The 21,696-nt window shown below is 69.0% G+C and carries 23 protein-coding genes; 20 read left to right on the plus strand and 3 right to left on the minus strand.

Going from position 1 to position 21,696, the window contains the following annotated elements; translation table 11 throughout:
- Nucleotides 1–255: 255 nt before the first annotated feature.
- Nucleotides 256–645, plus strand: a complete 390-nt coding sequence (locus tag AC07F0_RS39540; protein ID WP_436730927.1) for a hypothetical protein — start codon at nucleotides 256–258, stop codon at nucleotides 643–645.
- A 38-nt stretch (nucleotides 646–683) separates the two neighbouring features.
- Here the strand turns inward: AC07F0_RS39540 and AC07F0_RS39545 are convergent, their stop codons facing one another.
- Together AC07F0_RS39545 and AC07F0_RS39550 are read right to left on the minus strand one after the other, a co-directional pair.
- Nucleotides 684–2,372 carry a chitinase gene (locus AC07F0_RS39545; RefSeq protein ID WP_478985129.1) on the minus strand — a complete coding sequence of 563 codons (1,689 nt, stop codon included), beginning with the start codon at nucleotides 2,370–2,372 and terminating at the stop codon, nucleotides 684–686.
- Between the two features lie 31 nt (nucleotides 2,373–2,403).
- Entirely contained in the window at nucleotides 2,404–2,583 is a 180-nt protein-coding gene (locus tag AC07F0_RS39550; protein ID WP_478985131.1) for a hypothetical protein, read from the minus strand.
- 421 nt (nucleotides 2,584–3,004) lie between these two features.
- Here AC07F0_RS39550 and AC07F0_RS39555 point away from each other — a divergent pair, with 421 nt between their 5' ends.
- The 19 genes from AC07F0_RS39555 (at nucleotide 3,005) to AC07F0_RS39645 (ending at nucleotide 20,454) form a co-directional block, all read left to right on the plus strand.
- A complete protein-coding gene (locus tag AC07F0_RS39555; RefSeq protein ID WP_478985161.1) occupies nucleotides 3,005–3,838 on the plus strand; it encodes a hypothetical protein in 834 nt (277 codons plus the stop codon).
- Nucleotides 3,839–3,917: 79 nt separating this feature from the next.
- Complete coding sequence (gene cpaB, locus AC07F0_RS39560) at nucleotides 3,918–4,625, plus strand: Flp pilus assembly protein CpaB (RefSeq protein ID WP_436730930.1); 708 nt, start codon at nucleotides 3,918–3,920, stop codon at nucleotides 4,623–4,625.
- A 9-nt stretch (nucleotides 4,626–4,634) separates the two neighbouring features.
- Nucleotides 4,635–5,888, plus strand: coding sequence for a CpaE/TadZ family protein (locus AC07F0_RS39565; RefSeq protein WP_478985133.1), 1,254 nt, complete (start codon nucleotides 4,635–4,637; stop codon nucleotides 5,886–5,888).
- Nucleotides 5,885–6,271: a TadE/TadG family type IV pilus assembly protein gene (locus AC07F0_RS39570; protein ID WP_478985135.1), complete on the plus strand. Its 387-nt coding sequence runs from the start codon at nucleotides 5,885–5,887 to the stop codon at nucleotides 6,269–6,271. Before AC07F0_RS39565 ends, AC07F0_RS39570 begins: the two co-directional genes overlap by 4 nt.
- A gap of 1 nt (nucleotide 6,272) precedes the next feature.
- Nucleotides 6,273–6,632, plus strand: coding sequence for a TadE/TadG family type IV pilus assembly protein (locus AC07F0_RS39575; RefSeq protein ID WP_478985138.1), 360 nt, complete (start codon nucleotides 6,273–6,275; stop codon nucleotides 6,630–6,632).
- A 33-nt stretch (nucleotides 6,633–6,665) separates the two neighbouring features.
- On the plus strand, nucleotides 6,666–8,003 hold the full coding sequence (locus AC07F0_RS39580; RefSeq protein WP_478985140.1) for a CpaF family protein: 1,338 nt from the start codon (nucleotides 6,666–6,668) through the stop codon (nucleotides 8,001–8,003).
- A gap of 11 nt (nucleotides 8,004–8,014) precedes the next feature.
- Entirely contained in the window at nucleotides 8,015–8,959 is a 945-nt protein-coding gene (locus AC07F0_RS39585; protein ID WP_478985142.1) for a type II secretion system F family protein, read from the plus strand.
- Between the two features lie 18 nt (nucleotides 8,960–8,977).
- Nucleotides 8,978–9,865 carry a DUF5936 domain-containing protein gene (locus tag AC07F0_RS39590; RefSeq protein WP_478985144.1) on the plus strand — a complete coding sequence of 296 codons (888 nt, stop codon included), beginning with the start codon at nucleotides 8,978–8,980 and terminating at the stop codon, nucleotides 9,863–9,865.
- Between the two features lie 7 nt (nucleotides 9,866–9,872).
- Nucleotides 9,873–11,291 carry a sensor histidine kinase gene (locus AC07F0_RS39595; RefSeq protein WP_478985146.1) on the plus strand — a complete coding sequence of 473 codons (1,419 nt, stop codon included), beginning with the start codon at nucleotides 9,873–9,875 and terminating at the stop codon, nucleotides 11,289–11,291.
- Nucleotides 11,292–11,346: 55 nt separating this feature from the next.
- Nucleotides 11,347–12,453: a response regulator gene (locus AC07F0_RS39600; RefSeq protein WP_478985147.1), complete on the plus strand. Its 1,107-nt coding sequence runs from the start codon at nucleotides 11,347–11,349 to the stop codon at nucleotides 12,451–12,453.
- 236 nt (nucleotides 12,454–12,689) lie between these two features.
- A complete protein-coding gene (locus AC07F0_RS39605) occupies nucleotides 12,690–12,887 on the plus strand; it encodes a Flp family type IVb pilin (protein ID WP_397626702.1) in 198 nt (65 codons plus the stop codon).
- Complete coding sequence (locus AC07F0_RS39610; protein WP_478985148.1) at nucleotides 12,887–13,501, plus strand: pilus assembly protein TadG-related protein; 615 nt, start codon at nucleotides 12,887–12,889, stop codon at nucleotides 13,499–13,501. Before AC07F0_RS39605 ends, AC07F0_RS39610 begins: the two co-directional genes overlap by 1 nt.
- A gap of 31 nt (nucleotides 13,502–13,532) precedes the next feature.
- Nucleotides 13,533–14,108, plus strand: coding sequence for a hypothetical protein (locus tag AC07F0_RS39615; protein WP_478985150.1), 576 nt, complete (start codon nucleotides 13,533–13,535; stop codon nucleotides 14,106–14,108).
- Between the two features lie 11 nt (nucleotides 14,109–14,119).
- Nucleotides 14,120–14,770: an OmpA family protein gene (locus tag AC07F0_RS39620; RefSeq protein WP_478985151.1), complete on the plus strand. Its 651-nt coding sequence runs from the start codon at nucleotides 14,120–14,122 to the stop codon at nucleotides 14,768–14,770.
- 331 nt (nucleotides 14,771–15,101) lie between these two features.
- Complete coding sequence (locus AC07F0_RS39625) at nucleotides 15,102–17,597, plus strand: hypothetical protein (protein ID WP_478985152.1); 2,496 nt, start codon at nucleotides 15,102–15,104, stop codon at nucleotides 17,595–17,597.
- A gap of 46 nt (nucleotides 17,598–17,643) precedes the next feature.
- Nucleotides 17,644–18,396, plus strand: a complete 753-nt coding sequence (locus tag AC07F0_RS39630; protein WP_478985154.1) for a hypothetical protein — start codon at nucleotides 17,644–17,646, stop codon at nucleotides 18,394–18,396.
- A gap of 280 nt (nucleotides 18,397–18,676) precedes the next feature.
- The gene (locus AC07F0_RS39635) at nucleotides 18,677–19,441 is read left to right on the plus strand and encodes a hypothetical protein (protein ID WP_478985156.1); all 765 of its coding nucleotides are present in this window, start codon (nucleotides 18,677–18,679) and stop codon (nucleotides 19,439–19,441) included.
- 125 nt (nucleotides 19,442–19,566) lie between these two features.
- Nucleotides 19,567–20,181, plus strand: a complete 615-nt coding sequence (locus AC07F0_RS39640; RefSeq protein ID WP_478985157.1) for a hypothetical protein — start codon at nucleotides 19,567–19,569, stop codon at nucleotides 20,179–20,181.
- Nucleotides 20,182–20,247: 66 nt separating this feature from the next.
- Nucleotides 20,248–20,454, plus strand: a complete 207-nt coding sequence (locus AC07F0_RS39645; RefSeq protein ID WP_478985159.1) for a hypothetical protein — start codon at nucleotides 20,248–20,250, stop codon at nucleotides 20,452–20,454.
- 1,162 nt (nucleotides 20,455–21,616) lie between these two features.
- Here the strand turns inward: AC07F0_RS39645 and AC07F0_RS39650 are convergent.
- Nucleotides 21,617–21,696: VOC family protein (locus AC07F0_RS39650; RefSeq protein WP_478985162.1), on the minus strand; the 80-nt coding region annotated here is incomplete at its 5' end.

Consider the following 21,696-nt stretch of genomic DNA (forward strand, 5'->3'; position numbering starts at 1 on the left):
TCCCCTCCCTTCCTCCCCCCCCCCCCCCCCCACCCCCCCCCCCGCCCCCCCCCCCCCCCCCCCCCCCCCCCCCCCCTCCTCTCTCCCCCCCCCCCCCGCGGCGAGTGGGGGCGCCTCCCACGCCCTCAAGGCAGTGGGGGAGCGTGCCGGGCGTCGCGCGGCAGAGGGCACTTTCGCAACAGGCCTAGGGCGGAGAATGTCTCACCGCACTACCGAGACGTTTCCCCGCGAGCACGAGGACCGAGGACCCGACGGATGACCCAGCAGTACCCACCAGCACCCGGCCCCGGCTTCGGCCCGCCTCCACCGCAGTACGCGCCCGCACCGCCCGCGTATGCCCCGGCGGCACCCCGACCGGCCCCTGCCGGACCGGACTTCCTGGCCGTCGACAAACGCAACGCGGTCGTCGTCGACGCCTCCGGCGTCGCCTTCGAGTCGTCCGGGCTGACGATCGAGTTCCGCTGGCCCGAGATCCGCAGCGTCCACTACCGGGCGAGCCCCAACGGCAAGTCGCTGATGGTCGCCGTGATCCACCTGGACGGCAGGTTCTTCGAGTGCGTGGTGGAGGCCAAGCCGAAGGCGCGACTGCGGGAGTGGTTCCCGCAGCTGGCGTGGGTGCTCGGGCACTACCGGCCGACGGGGTGAAGGGGCCGCCCTCACTCCGCCGGCCAGGTCAGCGGTGACTACGGCAGCCCGTGCACATGCGGGCCCACCGCGTTGGACCACGCGTTGCCGGCCGTCGCGTCCCAGTTGGTCGACCAGGTCATCGCGCCCCTGAGGTCCGGATACGTCCGGGGCGGCTTGAACGAGCCGCAGCCCGTGCCCCTGGTCAGGCAGTCCAGGGCGCTGTTCACCACGGACGGCGCCACGTACCCGCTGCCCGCCGCCCGGGTCGAGGCCGGCACGCCCAGGCCGACCTGGGACGGGGCGAGGCCGTTCTCCAGCTGGATGCAGGCCAGGGCGGTGAGGAAGTCGACCGAGCCCTGGCTGTAGACCTTGCCGTCGCAGCCGAGCATGGAACCGCTGTTGTAGTACTGCATGTTGACGACCGTGAGGATGTCCTTGATGTTCAGCGCGGTCCTGAAGTAGGAGTTCGACGTCGACTGCATGTCGATGGTCTGCGGCGCCATCGTGATGATCAGCGACGAGCCCGCCTTCGCCGAGAGCGACCGCAGCGCCTGCGTCATGTAGGTCGCGTTCAGGCCGTTCTCCAGGTCGATGTCGACGCCGTCGAAGCCGTACGTCTGCATCAGGGAGTACACGGAGTTCGCGAAGTTCGCCGCGGACGCCGCGTCGTTCACCGCCACCGTGCCGCGTTCGCCGCCCACCGAGATGACGACCTTCTTGCCGGCCGCCTGCTTGGCCCTGATGTCCGCCTTGAACTGGTCGACCGTGTAGCCGTTCAGACCGGCCGAGTCCAGGGTGAAGGTCACCGCACCCGGCGTGGAGGTCGCGTCCGCGAACGAGACGGCGATGATGTCGTAGTGGGAGGGCACGTCGGACAGCTTCTGGACCGCCGCCCCGTTGTTGAAGTTCTGCCAGTAGCCCGTCACCGCGTGCTCGGGGAGCGCGGGGCCCGGGCCGTTCGGCTTGTTCGTGGTCCCGGTCACCGCCGCCGACTTCGGCGACTCGCCCGCCGCGTTCGTCGCCGTGACCTGGAAGGAGTACGACGTCGAGGCCGCGAGGCCGGTCACCGTCGCCGAGGTGCCGGTCACCGCCGTCACCTTCGCGCCGTCGCGGTAGACGGAGTAACCCGTCGCTCCCGAGACCGCGTTCCAGGCGAGGGAGACAGAGGAGGACGTCGTGCCGGAGACGCTCAGGCCGCCCGGCGCGGACGGGACCGTCGGGCCCGGGTCCGTGCCGCCGCCCCCGTCGGGGCCGAACACCGACACGTCGTCCGCGTAGTACGCCGCCTGCCCGTACCAGCCGTGCGTGTACACCGTCACCGAGGTCGTCGACGAACCCGTGGTGAACGTCGTCGACAGCTGCTTCCAGGAGGCGGAGTCCGGCGTCCAGGTGGACACGTCCGTCGTGCCCGTGCCCGAGACGCCGAGGTAGGCGTAACCGCCCCGGACCCAGGCGCCCAGCGTGTACGTCGAGTCGGGCTTCACCCTGACCGTCTGGGCGCACCGGGCGTTGTCCTGCCCCGCAGGGGTCGCCTTCAGCGCCGCCGTGCCGGTGCGCACGGGGGAGGAGACGGTCGTCCCGCTGCCCGCGGAGCAGGTCCAGTCGCTCAGGCCCGACTCGAAGCCGGCGTTCCTGGCGTTGTTGACGTCGGCGGCGGACGCCTGGCCGACGGTCGTGACAGTGAGGGCCAGGGCCACCGTGAGGGCGCCCGACCACAGCCGCAGGGATCGTCTGTGTCTGGACATGACAAGAAAATGGTCCAGACCAGCGACACTGTCAAGAGGTCCAGACCAACCTGTCCAGCAGTAGCCCGACCGCACATCCCGCCAGCAGCACGCCCGTCGACATCCACAACGCCGGCCCCGCCGGGCTCAGCACACCCGGCCGCAGCCCCAGCGGCAGCACCTGCGCCGCCGCAGGAGCCGCGCACGCCGCGGCCAGAAGCCGCACCGGCATTCCCGCCACGGTTCCGGATGCACCCGCGCCGCCGCCCAGGTGGCGAGCACGACACACACCAGGTTCGGCAGGTGCACCAGCGCCGGCGCGGCGCACCGACGGGAGGCGTGGGCCTCAGAGCCCAAACAGAGGCCCACCGTCAACACTGGGCCCTCCGGAACCACCGGCCGGGACCACCCGGGCCCCCGCCCACGACCGGCAAGATGCTCAACCTGCCCCGTTTTGACGCATCTTGTGCAACGGCAGTTGCTCCTCAGCTACACAAACGCTGTTCTCCGGTCACAGAGCCGTGGATACAGTGCTGAGGTAGTCACGCAGTGAAGTCACCGAGGTGTGCCGCGGTAACAAGGCGGCGCGCCGACGGGCATGGGGAAACGGGGAGCTGCGCGTGCCAACTGCCATTGCCGTGACCAGTGCCGACATGGCACTGCCGCCACAGGACGAACGCACCCTGCCCGCCGTCGTGCTGCGGGACGTAGACCGGCGCCCGCTGGAGCAGGCCCTCGCCGACATGCAGACCCTGGTCGAGCACCACGGGCATGTGATCGTGGTCTGCTCCCAGGCCGCGCCCATCGCCGTGCAGCGCCGGCTGTACACCCTGCGCTCCCTCATGGAGAGCGACCGGATCGCCCTCTTCCACCCCGATCTGCCCCCGCTCGGACTCGCCGTCCTGGCCCGCCAGTTACGCCAGCTCGCGTCCTGCGACATCAGCCCCGGCGTGCTCGCCTCGGCGGGGCGGCTGCTCGTGCACTACATCCACGCCGGCGCGCTGCTCAACTCCGTCGCCCGGCTCGACCGGGTCCCCGTCGGCCTGAAGTCGCACGCCAAGTCCTGGATGCCCGGCAGCCAGTTCGGCGTCCTCGCCCACCCCGAGCCGCAGCTCGTCAGGATCACCCCCGAAGCCGCCCTGCCCGGCCCCGAGTTCGGCACCTGGATGCTGGTCGCCAAGGGGCAGCTCCAGTCCGACTGGGTCACCGGCACCCTCGCCCCGTCCTGGAAGGTGCAGGGCCTGCGCGAGACCCCGCTCCCGGCCGAGTCGCCCGGCTGGTGGGGCACCGGCAAGCTGATCGAGTTCTGCAGTTACCTGCCCGACCTGTCGGTCCTCTACCAACTGGTCACCTCCGTACGGCGGACCCGCTGCCACTGGTGCGGCATCGACGTCATCGGCGACCGCTGCGTGTTCTGCTCGGCGACGCCGCCCGTCCACGACAGCCCACCCCACAAGCAGCCAGAGAGCCGAACGGTCGTCGGGTGAGCCCTGACAGCCCTGACACCGCTCGTCAGCACTGCTCCCATCCCGCTCGACCGATATCCCCAATGAGGTTGTACGGTTCATGAACTCCCGTCAGCGCCGCGGCGTGATTCTCCTGCTCCTGTCGGTCGTCTGCGCCCTCGGCGCCTTCACCGGCGTGCTGTCCGTCATCAGCGACGTGAAGTCCAAGGTCGGCCCCGAGGTCACCGCCTACCGGCTCAAGTCCGACGTACCGCCCTACACCACCCTCAGCACGGGCCAGTTCGAGAAGATCAAGATGCCCGAACGGTGGCTGTCGGACAACGCCGTCACCGACCTGCGCGAGATCCAGGGCAAGATCGCCGTGACCACGCTGCGCGCGGGCTCCCTGCTCCAGTCCGACATGATCGTCCGCCAGCCGGCCCTCCAGCCCGGCCAGCAGGAAGTCGCCATCATGATCGACGCGGCGACCGGCGTGGCCGGCAAGATCACGCCCGGCTCCTCGGTCAACGTCTACGCCACCTTCGAGGGCAAGCGCGAGGGCGACCCCGACCAGTCGAAGATCATCGTGACCAACGCCAAGGTCCTCGACGTCGGCGAACTCACCGCGCTGAAACCGGACGAGAACAACCGCACCCAGCAGCCCACCGACGCCGTCCCCATCACCTTCGCGCTGTCCGCCCTGGACGCCCAGCGCCTCACCTACGCCGAGTCGTTCGCCCAGCGGGTCCGGCTCGCCCTGGTCGCGCCCGGCAGCGACACCACCGTCCCCGAGCAGGACCGGACGTACGAACTCGCGAAGGACAAGTGAGAGGCTCGCATGCCCACGAGGATCCTCCCGGCAGTCGGTGACGCGGACGCGGTCCGGTCGATCACCACGCTTCTCAGCCAGCTCCCGGACGCCGAGCCGGTCGCCCCGGTGGTCGACTCCACCCAGCTCATCGACACCCTCGCGCGGCTGGCCGCCGAGTCCGTCGACGAACTGCCCGAGGTCGTGGTGGTGCACGAGCGGATCGGCCCGGTCCCCGCACTGGAACTGATCCGCGAAGTCGCCCTGCGCTTCCCGGCCGTCGGCGTCATCCTCGTCACCTCGGACGCGAGCCCCGGCCTCATGCAGGCCGCCATGGACTACGGCGCCCGCGGCATGGTCGCCCTGCCCCTGAGCTACGAGGAACTCGCCAGCCGCGTCCAGGCGGTCGCCCAGTGGTCCGTCGGCGTACGCCGGCACCTGGGCGCCGGCGCCGATGTGTTCACCGGTGCCGGAGGCACGGTGGTCACGGTGAGCGGAGCCAAGGGCGGCGTGGGTACGACCCTGACGGCGATCCAACTGGCCCTCGCCGCCCAGGCCTCCGGCCGCAGCACGGCGCTGGTCGACATGGACCTGCAGACCGGTGACGTGGCCTCTTACCTGGACGTCCAGTTCCGCCGGTCCGTGGTCGACCTGGCCGCCATCACGGACATCTCCCCGCGTGTCCTGGCCGACGCGGTCTTCCGCCACGACACCGGACTCGCCCTGCTCCTCGCCCCGGCCGAAGGGGAACGCGGCGAGGACGTCACCGACCGCGCCGCCCGCCAGATCGTCAGCGCCCTGCGCTCCCGCTACGAGGTCGTCGTCATCGACTGCGGCGCCCAGCTGAACGGCGCGGGCGCGGCCGCCGTGGAGATGGCCGACAGGGCCCTGCTGGTCACGACGCCGGACGTGGTCGCGGTACGGGGCGCCAAGCGGGCCGTGCGGATGTGGGACCGGCTCCAGATCCGCAAGGCGGAGGAGACGACCGTCGTCGTCAACCGGCACTCGCGCGGTACGGAGATCCAGCCGCCGCTGATCCAGAAGATCACCGGCACGGCCGTCGCGGCCACCGCGATCCCCGCCAACTTCAAGGAACTCCAGAGCGTCGTGGACGCGGGCCGCATCCACGAACTGGAGAGCAAGAGCTCGGTGAAGCAGGCCCTGTGGGGCCTGGCCGGCGAACTGGGGCTGGTCAAGGTCCCTGAGGGTGCCCAGAAGGGGGGCCGGTTGCGCGGGGACCGGGGGTCGGTGAACTTCCGGCGGCGCAAGGAGGGAGGGGGATGAGGATGCCCAGGTCCGCGAGACGGCGGGACGACGGCCAGGTCACCATCGAGTTCCTCGGCATGATGCCGACGATCATCGTGACGCTGGTGGTGCTGTGGCAGCTCGTGCTGGTGGGCTACACCTACACGCTCGCGGGGAATGCCGCGGATGAGGCGGTGCGGGCGGGGACGGCGGCGGAGTACGACCGTCCGGGCAAGTGCGAGCAGGCGGGACTGGACAAGCTGTCGGACGCGTGGAGGGCCGGCGCCGAGGTCGGCTGCACCACCGGTGGCGGCTATGTCACCTCCGACGTCGAGCTCCAGGTCCCCGTCCTCTTCCCGGGCACGATCGCCTTCCCGTTCACGGTCGAGGGCCACGCGGGTGCGGTCGAGGAGGCGAAGTGAGATGGCGTACGTCGGTAGAGAGCGCGACCGCGGCCAGGTCGCCATCGAGTACCTCGGGTTCCTCCCGATCCTGCTGCTCGTCGCCATGGCGGCCGTACAGCTCGGGCTGATCGCCTACACGGCGCAGCAGGCGGGGACGGCGGCCCGGGCGGGGGCGCGCAGCGCGTCTCTCCAGCCGGGCAGCGCCCAACAGGCCTGCACGATCGCGGTCAGCACCTGGCTGGCCGACGGAACCGACTGTCCCGAGGCGCCGGGAGGCGATGAGGTCACGGTCACCGCCACCGTCGACATCCCGTCCATCGTGCCCGGCTGGGACTTCGACCCGGCACGGAAGACCGCCACCATGCCGCTCGACCACTGATGCTGTCGGCAAGAACGAGGAGCACGGGATCCCATGAGCCTGCGAGCACGCATCAACTCCCCGGAGGACAACGGCAACCGGGGCGAGGACGGCCACATGGTCGCCTCCTACCGGGCCAAGCTCCTGGAGGAGATCGACCTCGCGGAGATGAGTTCGCTGGTCGCCGCCGAACGCAGGGCGCGGCTGGAGCGGGTCCTCGGGCACATCATCAGCCGTGAGGGCCCGGTGCTGTCGACGGTGGAGCGTTCGCAGCTGATCCGCAGGGTGGTGGACGAGGCGCTGGGCCTCGGCATTCTGGAACCGCTGCTGGAGGACGCGTCCATCACCGAGATCATGGTCAACGGCCCGGACGCGATCTTCGTGGAGCGCGGCGGCCGGGTGGAGCAGCTGCCGATGCGCTTCGCCTCGAACGACCAGCTGATGCAGACGATCGAGCGGATCGTCTCGACGGTCAACCGCCGCGTGGACGAGTCGAACCCGATGGTCGACGCCCGCCTCCCCTCCGGCGAGCGCGTCAACGTCATCATCCCGCCGCTGTCCCTGACGGGCGCCACGCTCACGATCCGCCGCTTCCCGCGTTCCTTCACACTCCAGGAGCTGATCGGCCTCGGCTCGCTCGACGAGCACATGCTGTACCTGCTGGCGGGCCTCGTGCAGGCGAAGTTCAACGTCATCGTCTCCGGCGCGACGGGCACCGGAAAGACGACCCTGCTGAACGCACTCTCCGGACTCATCCCCGAGGGCGAGCGCATCATCACCATCGAGGACTCGGCCGAACTCCAGCTCCAGCAGGCGCACGTGATCCGTCTGGAGTCCCGCCCGGCGAACGTGGAGGGCAAGGGCCAGATCACGATCCGCGACCTGGTCCGCAACTCCCTCCGTATGCGCCCCGACCGCATCGTCGTCGGTGAGGTCCGCGGCGGCGAGTCGCTGGACATGCTCCAGGCGATGTCGACGGGCCACGACGGCTCGCTGGCCACCGTCCACGCCAACAGCGCGGAGGACGCGCTGATGCGCCTGCAGACCCTGGCCTCCATGTCGGAGGTGGAGATCCCCTTCGTGGCGCTGCACGACCAGATCAACAGCGCGGTCGACGTCATCGTCCAGCTCACCCGCTTCGCGGACGGCGCCCGCCGTATCACCGAGATCGCGCTGCTGGAGAGCCACGGCAGCGAGCCGTACCGACTGGTCACGGTCGCCCGCTTCAACGCCCGGCCCATGGCGGCGGACGGCCGTATCCACGGCGCCTTCGAGTACCACCCCCTCCCGCGCCGCACCGCCGACCGCCTCTACATGGCGAGCCAGCCCATCCCCCAGGCCTTCGGCATCGCCCAGTCCGCGGACCAGCTAGCCACCCGAGAAGCCAGGTAGGAACCGTCCCCATGGAACTGCACACGCTCATCACGCTCACGACCGGCATCACCTTGCTGACCTGCGTCCTGACGGTCATGGGCCTGCACTCCTACGCCATGGGCAGGGCACAGCGGCAGGCGCTCGTCGACCGCCTGTCGGCCACCGGCCAGATCCCGGTCGGCGGCCGCCGACGGAACTTCCGCGGGATCGACCGCCGCCTGCGGCGCACCAAACTCGGCAAGAAACTGGAACTCCGCCTGGCGGCCACCGGCCTGGACATCACCCCCGGCGAGTTCTTCGTCTACATGCTCGCCACGGTCGCCGGCCTGTGGCTGATCGGCCAGGCGGCCCTGGCCCCGTTCTTCGGCCCGCTGGCCGGTCTGCTGGGCATCTGGGCGGCCCTGCAGTTCCTCAACTGGCAGCGGCAGAAACGGATCGAGAAGTTCATCAACCAGCTCCCGGAACTGGCCCGCATCCTCGCCAACGCGACCCAGGCCGGACTCGCGCTGCGCACGGCGATCGGCATGGCCGCGGAGGAACTGGAGGCCCCGGCGGGGGAGGAACTCGGCAAGGTGGCCGACCAACTGGCGATCGGCGCGTCGATGGACGACGCCCTGGGCGAACTGGCGGACCGCCTCCCCTCCCGTGAACTGGTCGTCCTGGTGACCACGCTGGTGCTGTCCAACCGCGCGGGCGGCCAGGTGGTCAGCGCGCTGCGGAACCTGACGGAGACGCTGGAGGAACGCAAGGAGACGCGACGGGAGGTCCGCACCCAGCTGTCGCAGGTGAACATGACGTCGTACGCGGTGCCGGTGCTGGGCGTGGGCTCCCTGTTCCTGATGAACGGCGTGAAGGACGGGGCGCTGGAACGCATGACGGGCTCACCGTTCGGCCAGGGGGCGGTCATCATCGCCTTCTCCCTCTACGCCGTCGGCTTCATCCTCATCCGCCGCATGTCCCGCATCGACGTCTGAGAAGGCCGGAGCAGAATCATGGGACTTCTCCTCGCACTGGTCATGGGCCTCAGCGTCTGGGGCGCCTTCGCCGGCATCCGCATGTACCGGGCCGAGGCCAAACTCCCCGGCGACCTCGCGCTCGCCCTGGAGGTCGGCTCCACCCGCACCGGCGCGGTGGACTCGCTCATCGACCGCCTGGGCATGCGCTACGCCCCAGCGGTCCTGCGCCTGATGGGCCCCAAGCAGGTCGCCAAGTACCGCCGCAAGATCGACCTCGCGGGCAACCCCGGCGGCCTGACCATCGACCGCTACGCCGCCCGCCGAGCGGTCTACGGCTTCCTCGGCGGCGTGGGTTTCCTGGTCTTCCTGATGCGCGGCCAGCTCGTCGTGGCGCTGCTCCTGCTCGCCTTCGGGGCGTTCTGGACGGAGGTCGGCATCTGGGCGGCGATCCGCGTCCGCAAGGACGTGATCGAGCGGACCCTGCCGGACTTCCTGGACGTGCTGGCGGTCGTGGTGAGCGCGGGCCTGGGCTTCCGCCAGGCCCTGGACCGCGTCGCCTCGAAGTACGAGGGTCCCTGGGCCGACGAACTGCGCATCACCCTGCGCCAGATGGACCTGGGCATGAGCCGCCGCCAGGCCTTCGCGGAACTGCGCCGCCGCAACGACTCCGAGCAGGTCGCCATGTTCGTCACGGCGTTGCAGCAGGGCGAGGAACTGGGCGCCCCGATCGTGGACACGCTGGTGGCACTCGCCAAGGACATGCGGCGTACGGACGCGCAGAACGCCCGCCGCAAGGCCGCGCGGGCCGTTCCCAAGGCCACGATGATGATCACGACCTTCATGGTCCCGGCCACGATGCTCCTGCTCGGCGCCGGCCTCATCCTCGGCTCGGGAACCGACTTCGGCTCGATCACGGGCAAGTGAGGCGGCCATGGCCATACGGATGCCTCGACTGAGGGCGATATACGCGACGAACGGCGGTGCCACGGACATCACCACGCCGCCGGCGGGCACGTTCCTGCCCCCGCACCTGGTCGGTCAGCTCTCCCCCCAGGCGGGCGCCCAGAGCCCGGTGAGGACGGGCAAGGCGAACGGAGCGGAGCCCACGGCCGCCCTGAAGATCCAGGTCAGCGCCCTTCAGGCGATGTGCCGTCAGGTCTTCGGCTTCCGGCTGGCGATGATCGCCCTGGCCGCGCCGGCAGCCCTGCTCAACGCGGCGCCCGGCCTCGCCACCCGCTTGGTCGCCGCGTCCGTCGTGGTCACCTTCATGGTGTCGTACGCCCTCTTCCGCGACTGGGAACGCTTCGGTCCATTCCTCCTGAAACACCCGTCCCTGCTGGCCGTGGACACCCTCTTAGGCTCCCTGCTCCTCATCGCGGCCGGCCCGGACAGCACCCTCGCCTACGTCAGCGTCTGCACACCGCTGCTGGCCGGCCTGGTGTACGGCTGGCGCGGCGCGGCCTTCTTCGCCTGCCTGCAGGCCGCCATCCTCGTCCTCGTCTCCCGCAGCACGCAGCAGGACGCGACCTTCGCCGAGTCGGCGCTGATGCCCGGCTTCTGCGTGCTCGTCGGTGCCGCAGGGGTGACCCTGCGCGGCCTGGTCCTGCGCTTCGGCGCCGCCACACAGGCCCTCACCACGGTTCAGTCACGTCTCGCCGTCAACGAGGCAGTGGAGAGCGAGCGTTCCCGCCTCGCCCGCGAGATGCACGACTCGGTCGCCAAGACCCTGCACGGGCTGGCCCTGGCCGCCGACGGCCTCGCCTCCTCGGCCGACCACATGGACCCGCTCACCGTCAGACACCAGGCCGAACTCGTCGCCCGCTCCGCCCGCCGCGCCGCCTCCGAGTCCCGCGAACTCCTGGCCGACCTGCGCCGCGAGTCGGGCCTGGACGGTGGAGTCGACGTCGCAGCCGAACTCGCCGCGCGCACCGCCGACATCGGACGCCGCACCGGTCTGCACGCGACCTACCGCCACACCGGCGACACCCCCGTCCCTCCGGTCCCGCAGGCCGTCGCCCGCCAATTGCTGACGATCGTCACCGAGGCCATGGAGAACGCCCACCGCCACGCCCACCCCACACAGGTGGACGTCTCCGCCGGCGTCGTGGGCGACCAACTGCGCATCAGCGTCTACGACGACGGCCGGGGCCTGCCCCCCGGCACGACCCTCGACAGCCTCAGGCGCGCCGGCCACTTCGGCCTCGTCGGCATGGTCGAACGAGCTGCCTCCGTCGGCGCCCGCATCCGCATCGGGAGGGGCCGGCACGTCCGGGGAACCGAGGTCCGCGTCGACATGCCGCTCGCCGCACTGACCGTTGAGCCACCCTCGACACCGGCCGGACCGCCCTGACCCGGACGCCACCGCCAGTACCCCCTTCCCCCAACTCCCCGAGAGGAGGCCGACAATGCCGGAAGCGACTTCCCCCTTCGGCGGGTACGTCCATTCGCCCGCTCACGTCTCCCAGCACGCTTCGGCACACTCCGTCGCCCACACCGACCACACTCCGCCCCGGGCGCCGATGCCCGCCGACGCGTCGACCCTGCCGGTCCTCCCGGCCCAGGCATCCCCCGAGAGGACCGGCAGCCCGGCCACCTCCGAGAGGACCGGAGGCTTCCCGGCGCCCCCGACCCGCCGACCGCTCCGCGTCGTCGTCGCGGACGACAATCCCGTCGTCCGCGCCGGCCTCACCGTCCTGCTCTCCGGCCGCGACGACATCGACGTCGTCGCGGAGGCGTCCGACGGTCACCAGGCCTGCGAGGCGGCACAGCACCACCGCCCCGACGTCGTCCTGCTCGACGTCCGCATGCCAGGCGTCGACGGCATCTCCGCCCTGCCGTACCTGGTGCGCATCGCCCCGGTCCTGATGCTCACCTACAGCCGCGAGAGCGAGATCGTCCACGAGGCCCTCCGGCTGGGTGCCGGTGGCTACCTGGTCCACGGCGAGTTCACCGCGGACCAGCTGGTCGCCGCCGTACGGGACATCAAGGAAGGCAGGGCCCATTTCACGCCCACGGCGGCGGGGGCGCTGCTGGCTCGGGTACGGGAGGAGCAGGGGGCGGGCGCGGGTTCCGCGTCGCTGCCGGACGGCTTGGGCCGGGCGGTGCCGGATGCGAGTGCATACGGAGACTTTTCTTCCGTAACGCGGCCACAGTCTGCCCAACTCGCCGAAGGAAACGCTCATTACCAGGATCGACCGGCACCGCCAGGCCTCGGTTCGCAACAAAGTCTTTCGCAATTGCAACCGAATGTGGCACAGTCGTCGTCTAGGTCCTCGAGCAGGGAGAGCTTCGGGCTGAGTTCCAGGGAGGTGGAGATCATGGACCACATCGCGTCCGGCATGAGCAACCAGCAGATCGCCGCCACCTGCTTCATCAGCGAGAAGACCGTCAAGAACCACATCAACCGGATCTTCGCCAAGCTGCACAGCACCAGCCGCAGCGAGGCCGTGGCCAAGTGGCTCGGCACGGCGCCCGGTTCGGGAACGGGGAGGGGGGCCACGCGACGTGGCTGATCGGGGGTGCGGGGGGCGGCTGGGCTCGTGGGCCCGGTACGCGGGCGGCAGGGCCCAAAGCCTGTTTTGGGCCCTGGATTGGGCCCTGGGACCCTCTGGTGGCACCGGGGAAGCGGCGTACGTTTCCGGTGTCGAAAGCGGGACCGGCAAGGAGGAAGCCGGTAACGCCGGTAGCACCCAAGAGACTTGTACGTCGGTCGGCAGGCGGCCGGCCGGTACCGGAGGGGAACACCACCATGAGCAACTGGATCAACACCACCGTCGCGTACCTGCAGACCCGCGCCGCCCGCAACGACAAGGGGCAGACCGCGGTCGAGTACCTGGGCATCATCGCGGTGGTCGTGGCGATTGTTCTGGCGATCACCGGGACGGACATCGGAAAGTCGATCTTCGACGCGATCACCACCAAGATCGGCGAGGTCACCGGCGGCTGATGAGGCCCCGTAAGTACGGCGACGCAGGGCAGGCCTTCCCCATCTACATCACGGTGGTGGCGGGCCTGCTCTTCCTTGCGTTCGCGTACCTTGCGGTCGGCCAGGCCGCGGCGACACGGAACGGCGCGCAGACGGCGGCGGACGCCGCCGCCCTCGCGGCCGCGCAGGACAAGCGGGAGCAACTTACGGGCAGGTGGCTGGACAACCTCCTCAACCCGGACCTCTGGGAGGACATCCTCGACGGCGAGGTGGACGGGCTCGAACCCTCGTGCTGGCGGGCGCAGCAGCTCGCCGAGGAGAACGACGCGCATGTCGTGGAGGGTGGCTGCGATCCCGAGTGGGACCCGCTGGGCTACACGGTCAGGGTCGAGACCAACGAACCCGTCGGCGACAGCATCGTCCCCGGTACGGAAGGGACGTACGCGACGGCGAAGGCCAAAGCCGTGATCAAGCCCCGCTGTTCGATCCCGCCGCTGCCCGACGAGGACAACGGCAACAACGAGGACCTGCCGCAGCTCAAGTGCAAGGACAACAAGAACTGGGACCTTGACCCGGACGATCTCTCGGATCTCCCCGGGCCCGAGGACCTCTTCGACGTCCATCTGGCCGACTGACGAAGAACGACGGACAAAGGAAGCGGAACTCATGAGCATTCGGTTCACCACGACGGCCCGCAGGGGGATGGTCGCAGCGGCTGTTGCGGTCAGCCTGGCCCTCGGTGTGGCCGGCTGCAGCAGCGGGGACGACAAGAGCGGAGACGCGCCGGCGTCCGCCTCGAAGGACAGCGGATCGAAGCCGAGTGCTCAGGAAGGCCAGTCGGAGGATCCGCTCGCCGAGCTGAAGGGGCCGGACGGTCTGCTCCTCAAGATCACCTCGGCCGAACGGGACTCTGGAGGATTCCTTACCGTAAACGCGGAACTGAAGAACGATGGGAGTAAGTCGACCGTTGTATCGTCCCGGCTCACCGGTAATGAGACCGAGGTCATGAGGAACGGTCAGTCCTTCGGCGGCGCCACGCTCGTGGACTCGAAGGAGAAGAAGCGCTACTACGTGTTGCGTGACACAGAGGGCCGTCCGCTCACTACGTCCGGCCTCACGACGATCAAGGCTGGCGACACGATCTCCGTGTTCATGCAGTTCCCGGCACCGCCGGAGAGCACGACGGAAGTGAGTTTCCAGCTCCCGACGTTCGCCTCCGCCACCATCAAGATCTCCGGGTGAGGTAGGCCACCATGACCCACACCCACACCCACACCCAAACCCAAACCCCACGCCTGGCGATCGTTATCGCTGCGGCCTCCGTCATGGTCGCCACAAGCGTCTTCGGCGCCACCTCCGCCCACGCCGACGGCCCCAGCCACCCGCCGGGCACCCAACCGAGCGCGAGCGCACCGGTAGAGGTCGACGGCAACGACCCCGACCTGAAGCTGGTCGACGGTGCGACCCTCGCCAAGGCCAAGGTCCTCGACATCAAGACCGTCATCGAGGACGAGGCGGGCGAGGAGCGCCGCGAGGACACGAACACGGACGTCAAGTTCGCGCTGCAAGCCGAGGTGCTCTTTTCCAAGGACAGTGCAAAGCTCAGCTCCCGGGCGAAGGCCCGCATCGCGGCGATCGCCGAGGAGATCAAGGCGCAGAACGCGACGAACGTCCGCGTCTTCGGCTTCACGGACAACCTGGGCTCCTCGGCCCACGGAGACGTCCTGTCCCGTCAGCGCGCGTCGGCCGTGCACGGTGTCCTGGACGACGAGCTCGGGGACTCGAACATCACGTACGAGGTACGAGGCTACGGCGAGCAGTACCCGATCGCCGACAACTCCACGGAGGCGGGCCGCAAGAAGAACCGCCGTGTCGAGGTCTCCTTCCCGCGCACGGAGAGCTGACCCCGCCACGGCCGTGGGGGAAGGCGTCGCAACGGCTTGGCCTCCTCTCAGAGGGGAGGCCAAGCCTGTGAGCGGATGACGGCTCACTGCCCTGCGGCGACCAAGGCCTCGTCGCAGACCTGTAGCAACAGGCTCGTCTCCAACTGATGCCCGTGGGTCCAGGGTTGGGCCCGTGGGCCCATGTCGCAGTGATCGGTCCTCATTAACCTCGGCCGGGTGTCTGCCCTAATCTCCCGCTCACGCATCGAGGTCACGTATGTCCGGAGCCGGTAACTCCATACCCCCGCCCGGGATTTGGGGGGAACGGAACATTCCGTCCTGGGACCGGCGTGTGCCACTGCCACGGGAACTGGGCTGGGCGCAGGTACTGCTGTGGGTGCAGTTCGCGCTGACGGCGCTGTACGTGGTCACCGTGCTGTCGGTGGTGACGTACTACTCCGGTGAGATCTTCGGGATCCTGGTGTACGACTCGCTGCCCAGCGTGGCCGGGGTTTACCTGGCCCGGCGCCTGTGGCGGGGCGGGGTGTGGACGAGCCGCGCACTGATCGCCGTACAGGCGTGGATCGTGTGGCTGTCGTTCGGCACGCTGATGCACGGTGATCTGCGGGGCATCACACAGGCTGCCATGCCGGTGGCGGTCATCGTTCTGTTGCGCCGGGCCCGGTCGCGTGAGTGGTTCGAGATCGCTCCCCAGGACAGGGAGGAGCGGCGGACGTTCAGCCTGGCGAGGATGATCCGCTGGCGGCGGGACGAGGGCCAGACCGCGGTGGAGTACGCGGGCCTCATCGCGGTCGTCGCCGCGATCATCGTCGCGCTTTCGGTGGGCGGACTCGGGGGGCGCATCGCCGACGGCATCCAGTCGGCGGTCTGCTCGGTGACGGGCATGGCCTGCCCCGCGTCGCAGGGCGACGGTACGGAGACGAGTGCGGCAGAGGGCGACGACGGGACACAGAAGGGCGGTTCCGATGCCGACACCGGCGCCGGCCCTGGCGGTGACGCGCATGCGGACGGCGGTGTCCATGACGACGGCGGGATCGGAACGGACGGCGGCGACGGGGCAGACGGCAGTGGTACGGGTACAAGCGCGGGCGCCGGCTCCGACGGCCAGGAAGGCACGGCCGCGGACGCCGGAACAGACACCGGCGACGGTACGGGTGGCACCAACGGCGGCAGCCCCGCCTCGGCCCAGATCATCACCTATGACGGCGCGGGGGCGAACGACACCGTTCCGCTCGCTCCGGGTCCCTTCGACGACAAGTCGCTCTGGGGCGACGTACATGACCAGGAGCGTCACGACAGGACGTTCATGGACCATGTCCGTGGCTTCTTCGTGGCGCCGACCAAGAGCTTCCTGGCCAGCACCATGGACTTCGTCGACGACCCGGTCGGCTCGATCAAGGACAGCTGGAACGGCCTGAAGGGCTACACGACCGACTGGTGGGGCGACAAGGCCGACGAACTGGGCGAGGAGTGGGACAAGGGGAACTACGTCTCCTCCGTATGGGGCTGGGTCAACTCGCCCGAGGACTTCGTGTCCGACCTTGCGACCGACACGTTGATCGACAAGGAGAACTGGGAGAAGGGCAACTACGGCGCCTCCATCGGCAACACCGTCGTCGGCGTCGTAGGCATCTTCAGCCCGAAGACCATCACGAAGTTCACCAAATTCAAGAAGCTGGCCGAGGTCGGTGAATCCCTCGACAAGGCGGCGGACGCGGCCGAGAAGGCCCGCAACGCGGCGAAGGCGGGCGACTTCGCCGGCGCGAAGAAGGCCGCGGACGAGGCCCAGAAGCACGCCGACGAGACGAAGAAGAAGGCCGAGGAGAACGGCAGCTGCACGATCGCGATCGGGCGTGTCCCGTATGGCGGCGGGAGCAGCCTGCGCGGGGTTTCGGGCACCGGCACCGGCGTCCTGGCGGCGCCGCAGGCCGGCCGGATCGTCGTCGCCGAAGGAGGCGGCAAGGAGTGCACGGGCGACGACGCCGACGACGCACGCCAGGCCCAGCAGGAGGCGCTGGACGCGCGGGCCGAAGCGGCGAAGGCCGCACTGCGGGAGCGGGGCTCTTCGGTGCCTGACGACCAGATCGACGGGCTCGTCAACCGCGCCAAGGGCCCCCCGGAACCCGGTGAGATCAGCATGAAGGACGCGGCTGACTCGCTCGACGAGATCACCGACCTCGCACGCCGAGGAAACGTCAACGGCGATGCCGCCGCGGCGCTGGAAGGCAAGGTCGCCAATGCCTCCGACGCCAACAAGCTCGCCCAGGCACGCGCGGAGGTGAACGCCGTACGCCGCGCTGCCGACGACGCGGCCCCCGGAACCCACGTGGACGCCGGAGTCGGCGGCAAGATGAACCGCAAGGAGGCTGACTTGGGCAACGGGGAGAAGGTGAATCTCGACGAGATCCCGGACGCGGACGTGGTCTACAAGGACAAGAACGGCACCGTGCACGTCAAGGAGGTCAAGAACGCCGGCTCGGCCACACGCAAGGCGGACTTCGCCAATCAGGTCGAGAGGCTCAAGGAGTGGGCGAGCAAGGAGCCGCGCCGCAAGGTCACCGTGGAGATCGAGACGGCGGACCGCTGGACGTCGGTCTTCAGCGAGTTCAAGCCCGCCCGGAACGGCAAGCCGGCGAGCGACACCAGAACGGCGGCCGGTGAGATGGCCAAGAACGGTGTGGACGTGAAGGTGGCGGGCCAGGGTCTGTCCGCCGACCAGCTCGGCAGGATGCAGCGTGCCATCGACGAGCGGACGGCGAACGGCACGATGGACTGGAGGAAGATGAAGGACCCGGACAGCGCAAAGGCGTATCTGGGCATCGAATAAGACGAACGAGTGGACGACAGCCACGAGACGTGGCAGGACGGCGAAAATGAGCGAGTCGGACGCGGAGCTGAGTGCCGAGGAGATGTGGGATCCGCAGGTCGCGCGATGGCGTGATCCGGAGGGTGACTACGTTCTGCCCCGCGCCCTTCGATCCTTGCCACAGCCTTGGGACGAGGGCGACTGGGATCGGATCGGGGACCTGCCGCGCACCGATGAGCGGGTGGCGGAGGCTCGGCAGGTGGTGACCGAGCTGCTGGAGGACCCGGAGTTGGCGCCGGATGTGCCTCAGCCGCCGTCTCCGGGCCTGTTGTGGCACGTGTGGGAGGAGTTCCACCAGGCGGTGGGGGAGAGAATGCCCCGCACGAGCCAGGTGACGTGGGCCGGTGTGGACGAGCTGGTGCGCGAGTGGCGGGGACGGGAGAGGCTGTACCCGCTTCAGCGGCATGTCGTTGATCACGTCGAAGCGGCGATACTCGCCATGATCCCGCGGCTGCGGGACGACACCGCCGACTCGGTGTTCCGCTGGCTGGCCCTGGACTCCGACCCCGGCCGTTTCGCCGACTGGGCGGTGGATACGGCCGAGCGCTGCGTGATCGAGGACATCGGCGCGGACTCTGCCATCGAGCTGTTGGGCGCGATGGGGAGTCCTGAGGCCAGGGCAGCTCTGGATCGCCTGTCGGTGAAGCCGGGTGGTCCGGCGAGTTGGGACAATGCGGAGGCGGCACAGGGGAAGCTCTTCGATATGGGGAGGGAGAGGCGGAGCGGTAGTAGGCGCGGAGCTGAGGGAACGGACGATTAGCCTCTCCTGCTCCCACCTGCACAAGAGCTTCCCTGCACGTGGGGCTCCGGCTTCCGGTGGCCGCTGCGAAGGGGCGTGCCAAGCTGCTGCCGGACAACAACACGCACGAGATCAACGGACGGACCTATCGAGTAGAGGACACCGGAACCGTCTTTCCGGTCCCCGGCCCTGGCTTGGTCGCCATGGACCGCATTGAATATGCTGAGTGATCGCGAATCTTTTCACCGTCGCGGAAACAGAGTCGTCGCGGCTCCCCGGGGCGCTGGCTCAGTTGCTGGCCGTGACGCCCGAAGCGGTCGACGTCGCCGACACGGACGGGGACCAGGAAGCGCGTCGCTGGGACTCACCTGTTCTGTGCACGTACCGCGTGCTGCCGCCCGGCGACCTGGCGCTGGAGCTCGACATCTACGTCGAGGACGAGACGGCCGGAGCTCTCGGTGAGGCGGACTTGGCGCAAGGGCTCGCGGTCCGTACGACGACCTCGGTCCTCTACCCCTCGATGGACATCGACCTGGACTCCGCATACTGGGTTGCGGTGCCGGATGGACGCGTTGTGAGATGCCGGCTGGAGGCGATCGACTCCGATGAGGACACGAGTTACCGGGTCGACGCGGTGGAGGAGAAGGTGGCCGATCTCCCTCGCGCGAAGGTGGAGTGGCTCCCCGAAGCTCTCGAATACGAGCCCATCGGGACGCCTCTCGCCGATGCCTTCCTGGCCACGTATCCGACGGACACGGCGGCGAGCGTCGAAGGGCGCGTCCACTACAGCCTGCGCGTGTGGGAGAGGTTGGTGCGCCGGTTGGAGTCCGACTGGAGCCCTTCTGGCCGGTACCGGGAAGACCTCTTCCGGCGTGATCTGGAGGCCCGGGACACTTTGGCGCGTCTCTTGCGCGAGGTCGACGACGTATACGCCGGCGGCCTGAGATCCGCTGTGACGCGATTGGACGGCATCTTCCGTGCATGCACCGAGCCCGGGAACGACGAGAAGGCCGAGAAGACCGAGCGCTGGTGGTGGTGTCGGCGTCCAAGGCATGTTCCATGGTGAGCCCGCGAGGACGAGAAGGAGCGCGGCACGCCCTTGGAGCGGAACTGCTCACTGTCCTCCCCCGACGGTTATGAACCGGTGACGCTCACACTTGCGCACCTGCACTGGGCCTTAGCATCAACTCAGTGGGCGCAGACATAGATGGTGTGATCGAGACTCGCTCGGCCGACGGACACTGGGAGATGGCGATCGACCTTCTGGACCTGCAACTGGGGCGGGACCACGAGGCGTGGGGGTGTCTCTTCAACTTCGGCGGGACGGGGGGTGTGGATCGTCCCCTCTTTGCCGACCGCGGGCTTCCGAGCGACCCCTCGGATCCGGTACGGGATACCGGATTCGAGGACTATCAGCACAGCCACACGTATGCCACCTGGGCCGAAGTCGCCGCGGTCGACTGGGACGCCCCGCTCGCCGACGAGCATGCTTATCACTGGGCGGGCCTGTGGCGGCCTGGTGACGACGGCGAGCTCGTCCAGGACGACATCGTGTGGGCTTCAGCCACGCCCGGCCTGGATGAGGCCGCGGCCGATGCTTTCGGCGAGGATGTGTACAGCCCAGCGGAATGGCCGCAGGGCGGCGAGGTCCACCTGGACGGCGCCATGTACCGCCCCGTGATTCTCACAGCGCGGATGCTCGCTCCTCCGGACCAGGCACCCTGGTCCCGGGTCTGGAATGCGATGCGGGACCTCGCCGATGAGCACGGGGACGACAACGTACGTCTGGTCGTCTGGTTCGGTTGACGACGGCTCAGGCGTGCCCTGGTATGGAATGACAGTGGGCCGGGGCGAAGACGAGAAGGCTGGCCCTTGACCCCGACCCCCGAGGCGTTCGCCGAACGGTGGGCCGCCCGCATTGCCGCATTTCTGGCCCGGGGGACGCTCGAATGGCTGTGGCGCGAGGATTGCTTCGACCCTTGGGCCCTGGACCTCGCCATGCGTTACATCGACCGCAACGTCGCGGTGACCGAGGCGACCCTCCTGCTGTCCGAGGCGGCGGAGCGCGGCGGTTCCTGAAGTTGCGGCAATGGCGTCCCGGGGGCCGGGCAGGCCAGGCAGGCCCTCGGCGGACGGCTCCGCCGAGGGGTCGGCCGACAGGCCGCGCCTGCGGCCGGCCTACAGCAGGTGGTCGACCTTGCCCGCCTTGATGTCCCGGATGAGTGTGCGAAGGGCGTCGCGGCTGTCCGCCAGGCGATGCTCCTCCTGCCCGGCGACGGCGATGTAGGCGTTGCCTTCGGTGCCAATGCCTGGCAGAAGGTCTCTCCGGCTCAGCTCATGAACGAGAAGGGAGTTGACGCTCGTATCGGTGATGCGAGCTTCACGGCCAAGCAGCTGGGTGACATGCAGCGGGCGCTGGAGGCGAAGTACAGCCGAGGTGAGGAAATCGACTGGAAGCGGTTGAACGACAACCCCAAGGGGGCGTTGGAGTACCTAAATCTGGATGATGCCGCCAGGTTTCCGTCCAGCCGCCGAACCAGACGACGAGGCGGACGTTGTCCTCACCATGGAGTTCGGACAGCGTGCCCATCACATTCCACACAGGTTGCCATGGTCCGTCGGTCGGTACCAGGTCGCGATAGGCAGGGACGACAGGTCGGTACACATCGTTGCCGAGCAGGAGCTCTCCGTCGGCGGGCCACCGGGAGGGAGCGATGTTGCCTTCTCCGAACTTGGCGGCGGCCGAGTCGTACAGCTCATCCGGGAGTGCGGCCAATCCGCCGGGCACGAAGGATCCTCCATGGGTACGGGACCAGCGGCGGACCCAGTACCGAGACGGTCCGTCGGTGCAGGGGGCATTCCAGTCGACAGCCGACAGTTCACGCCACGAGAACCACGAATGACTGTGGCCCTCGAAATCGTCCGCCTCTCTTCGTACCGTGTCCCAAATGTCTACAGGGACTCCGCGTTCAGGAAAGAGAGCTCTGACAGGCTCCACACTCCGGACGTCAAAGAGTGCTGACCACGACATGTAATCACGGGCCCAATAAAGGTGCCGGAGTTCAGAAAAGGGCTCCCACAGCGCGTGTTCAGTGCCATAGCGCCCAGTCTGGGGCCTGCATTCCAGCCATCCATACAAGTCGGTACTCATAAAAGCGACCCTATTCAATGCGGCCACTGAGGTCTTCTTGGCAACGTGACGGTTGCGGTGTGTGACGGGGTGCGGGTGCCCGCTCGCGGCCTAGTTCTGCGGTGCCAGGGTGCGCAGGACGCAGAACTCGTTGCCCTCGGGGTCTGCCATGACCACCCAGTTTCGGTCTG

The organism is Streptomyces sp. NPDC045955, from assembly GCF_056430805.1.

Bases quoted from the DNA above. Each gene is read 5' to 3' on its own strand.
- AC07F0_RS39555 (WP_478985161.1), top strand. From the start codon at position 3,005: ATGGCACTGCCGCCACAGGACGAACGCACCCTGCCCGCCGTCGTGCTG.
- AC07F0_RS39545 (WP_478985129.1), bottom strand. From the start codon at position 2,372: ATGTCCAGACACAGACGATCCCTGCGGCTGTGGTCGGGCGCCCTCACG.
- AC07F0_RS39550 (WP_478985131.1), bottom strand. From the start codon at position 2,583: ATGCCGGTGCGGCTTCTGGCCGCGGCGTGCGCGGCTCCTGCGGCGGCG.
- AC07F0_RS39595 (WP_478985146.1), top strand. From the start codon at position 9,873: ATGGCCATACGGATGCCTCGACTGAGGGCGATATACGCGACGAACGGC.
- AC07F0_RS39620 (WP_478985151.1), top strand. From the start codon at position 14,120: ATGACCCACACCCACACCCACACCCAAACCCAAACCCCACGCCTGGCG.
- AC07F0_RS39585 (WP_478985142.1), top strand. From the start codon at position 8,015: ATGGAACTGCACACGCTCATCACGCTCACGACCGGCATCACCTTGCTG.
- AC07F0_RS39630 (WP_478985154.1), top strand. From the start codon at position 17,644: ATGAGCGAGTCGGACGCGGAGCTGAGTGCCGAGGAGATGTGGGATCCG.
- AC07F0_RS39580 (WP_478985140.1), top strand. From the start codon at position 6,666: ATGAGCCTGCGAGCACGCATCAACTCCCCGGAGGACAACGGCAACCGG.
- AC07F0_RS39540 (WP_436730927.1), top strand. From the start codon at position 256: ATGACCCAGCAGTACCCACCAGCACCCGGCCCCGGCTTCGGCCCGCCT.
- AC07F0_RS39590 (WP_478985144.1), top strand. From the start codon at position 8,978: ATGGGACTTCTCCTCGCACTGGTCATGGGCCTCAGCGTCTGGGGCGCC.
- AC07F0_RS39615 (WP_478985150.1), top strand. From the start codon at position 13,533: ATGAGCATTCGGTTCACCACGACGGCCCGCAGGGGGATGGTCGCAGCG.
- cpaB (WP_436730930.1), top strand. From the start codon at position 3,918: ATGAACTCCCGTCAGCGCCGCGGCGTGATTCTCCTGCTCCTGTCGGTC.
- AC07F0_RS39575 (WP_478985138.1), top strand. From the start codon at position 6,273: ATGGCGTACGTCGGTAGAGAGCGCGACCGCGGCCAGGTCGCCATCGAG.
- AC07F0_RS39610 (WP_478985148.1), top strand. From the start codon at position 12,887: ATGAGGCCCCGTAAGTACGGCGACGCAGGGCAGGCCTTCCCCATCTAC.
- AC07F0_RS39605 (WP_397626702.1), top strand. From the start codon at position 12,690: ATGAGCAACTGGATCAACACCACCGTCGCGTACCTGCAGACCCGCGCC.
- AC07F0_RS39600 (WP_478985147.1), top strand. From the start codon at position 11,347: ATGCCGGAAGCGACTTCCCCCTTCGGCGGGTACGTCCATTCGCCCGCT.
- AC07F0_RS39565 (WP_478985133.1), top strand. From the start codon at position 4,635: ATGCCCACGAGGATCCTCCCGGCAGTCGGTGACGCGGACGCGGTCCGG.
- AC07F0_RS39570 (WP_478985135.1), top strand. From the start codon at position 5,885: ATGAGGATGCCCAGGTCCGCGAGACGGCGGGACGACGGCCAGGTCACC.